This window comes from Stenotrophomonas pictorum JCM 9942 (assembly GCF_001310775.1).
Lineage (GTDB): Bacteria > Pseudomonadota > Gammaproteobacteria > Xanthomonadales > Xanthomonadaceae > Stenotrophomonas > Stenotrophomonas pictorum.
The window spans coordinates 1-2270 of sequence record NZ_BAZI01000403.1 but is presented as its reverse complement, the minus strand read 5'-3'; the positions used below and the strand labels follow the sequence as shown (position 1 = coordinate 2270).

General features: G+C 68.3%; 2 protein-coding genes and 1 pseudogene. 2 read left to right on the top strand and 1 reads right to left on the bottom strand.

Annotated elements, in window-relative coordinates; all coding sequences use genetic code 11:
- Positions 1 to 18: 18 nt before the first annotated feature.
- A pseudogene (locus JCM9942_RS14315) lies at positions 19 to 815 on the bottom strand (TatD family hydrolase).
- A gap of 109 nt (positions 816 to 924) precedes the next feature.
- On the opposite strand from JCM9942_RS14315, the gene JCM9942_RS14310 reads away from it, so the two are divergent.
- Together JCM9942_RS14310 and JCM9942_RS14305 are read left to right on the top strand one after the other, a co-directional pair.
- The gene (locus JCM9942_RS14310) at positions 925 to 1554 is read left to right on the top strand and encodes a hypothetical protein (protein ID WP_054660509.1); all 630 of its coding nucleotides are present in this window, start codon (positions 925 to 927) and stop codon (positions 1552 to 1554) included.
- A gap of 42 nt (positions 1555 to 1596) precedes the next feature.
- The coding region (locus JCM9942_RS14305) for a DEAD/DEAH box helicase (protein WP_343123495.1) at positions 1597 to 2270 on the top strand (674 nt) is incomplete at its 3' end.

The window sequence follows — 2270 nt, the reverse complement described above, 5'->3', positions numbered from 1 at the left end:
TCCGGCCGGTGAGGCGCCCTAGCCGGCGTCCGGCAGGCCGAAAAACGCGCGGGTGGCCGCGGTAGCGTTGGCGGCGGTCAGCGCGACGTCCTCGCCGCGATCAAGCGCCAGCTCCTCCACGATATGCGACAGGAACATCGGCTCGTTGCGCCGGTCCTTGGGCATCGGCTTGAGGGTGCGTGGCAGCAGGTACGGCGCATCGGTTTCGATCATCAACCGCTGCGCCGGAATATGTTTGACCAGCTCGCGCAGATGCGCGCCACGGCGTTCGTCGCACAGCCAGCCGGTGATGCCGATGTACCAGTCCTGGTCCAGATAGTCGAACAGTTCCTGGCGCTCGCCGGTAAAGCAATGCACCACGCCGGGCCAAGCCGGCCGTCGAAGTTCTTCATCATCGCCATGAAATCGGCATGCGCATCGCGCTGGTGCAGGAACAGCGGTTTGTGATTCTCGCTGGCCAGCTGCAGCTGTCGTTCGAAGGCGTTGCGCTGCGCCGGACGCGGCGAGAAATCGCGGTTGTAATCCAGTCCACACTCGCCCACCGCCACCACTTCCGGATGGGCATGCAGCGCGCGCATCTCGGCATCGCATTCGTCGGTGTATTCCAGCGCGTGGTGCGGATGCACACCGGCGGTGGCGAACAGGATCCCGGGATGCTGCTGCGCCAGTTCCAGCGCCATCGGCGAATGCTCGCGGCTGGCGCCGGTGATTACCATCTGCACCACCCCGGCCTCGCGCGCCCGCGCCAGCACCGCATCGCGGTCGCGATCGAAGGAGTCGTGGGTGAGATTGGCGCCGATATCGATCAGTTGCATGGTGCGTTGAACATCCAGGGGGCGGCCATTCTACCGCCCCGGCCGCCCCCCGCCGGGGCGGGCCACCGGGCCATGCTAGATTCGCCCGCACGTTCCCAGGAGATCGTCGATGCGAAGCGCTGCCCTCGTGTTGTTGGCATTGTTGCTTGCTGCACCCGTGGCCTCCGCCGACGAGGTGGTCGCCTACCGCGGTGAAACGCCGATCCTGCGCTCGCAGCTTGCCGGCGACACGCCGGCGGTCGACCGGTTGTTCGAGCTGACGGTGGCACCGGCACTGAAGGACTATCTGACCGCGCACCGCGCGGACTGGGAGCCGGACGAAGCCACCCAGCAGCGCGCCGAGGCTGCGCTGCGGCGCTCCCTGGCCTGCCTGCCCTACGCCACCCCGGAGTACGACCTGCCAGGCGTCGCACGCTTTTCCGCCAATGCGTTGATCAGCGGCGTGCAGATGCAGCGCTTCATCCACCGCCGGTTCGGCGGGGGCCGCCTGCTCACGCCGAACCGGGGGGTGCCGCTGGTCGGGGCGCTGGCCTTCGACGCCAACAACCGCCTGGTCCGCCAGCTGGAACAGGACGGCGCGTTCCGCATTCTCGATCCCACCCTCCACGCGCAGGTGTTTGCCATCCTGGGCGATGCCGAGCAGGGCACACTGGTACCGGAAAGCGAGGCCGCGGCCCTGCTCGATCCGGACAAGGTATTCACCACCTGCCCACCGGCAAGCCCCACCCCGACCAGCTGAGCAGCGGCAACGCGGCGCACCAGCGCGTATTCTTGCGCGCCTATGAGCACCACAGATTTCCCGATTTCTCCGCTGCTGCCGCAGATCCGCGCGCAGCTCACCGCGCATGCGCGACTGGTGCTTGAAGCCCCGCCCGGCGCCGGCAAGACCACCCAGGTGCCACTGGCACTAAGGGATGCGCCGTGGCTGGAAGGGCGCAGGATCATCATGCTCGAACCGCGCCGCGTGGCCGCCCGCAGCGCCGCCACCTTCATGGCCCGCCAGCTCGGTGAGCCGGTCGGCGACACCGTCGGCTATCGCATCCGCTTCGAGAACAAGATTTCCGCGCGCACGCGGATCGAGGTTGTCACCGAAGGCATCCTGACCCGGATGCTGCAGGACGACCCGCTGCTGGAAGGCGTCGGCGCCCTGCTGTTCGATGAATTCCACGAGCGCCACCTGGCGGCCGATCTGGGCCTGGCGCTGGCGCTGGACGTGCAATCGCAGCTGCGCGAGGACCTGCGCATCGTGCTGATGTCGGCCACGCTCGACGGTGAACGGCTGGCCGGTTTTCTGGAGGCGCCACGCCTGTCCAGCGAGGGCCGCAGTTTCCCGGTGGTGGTGAGCCATTTTCCGGCCCGCCGCGACGAGGCGCTGGAAGCGCAGACCCGCCGCGCGGTGGAACAGGCGCTGAGGCAGCACCCCGGCGACGTGCTGGTGTTCCTGCCCGGCCAGCG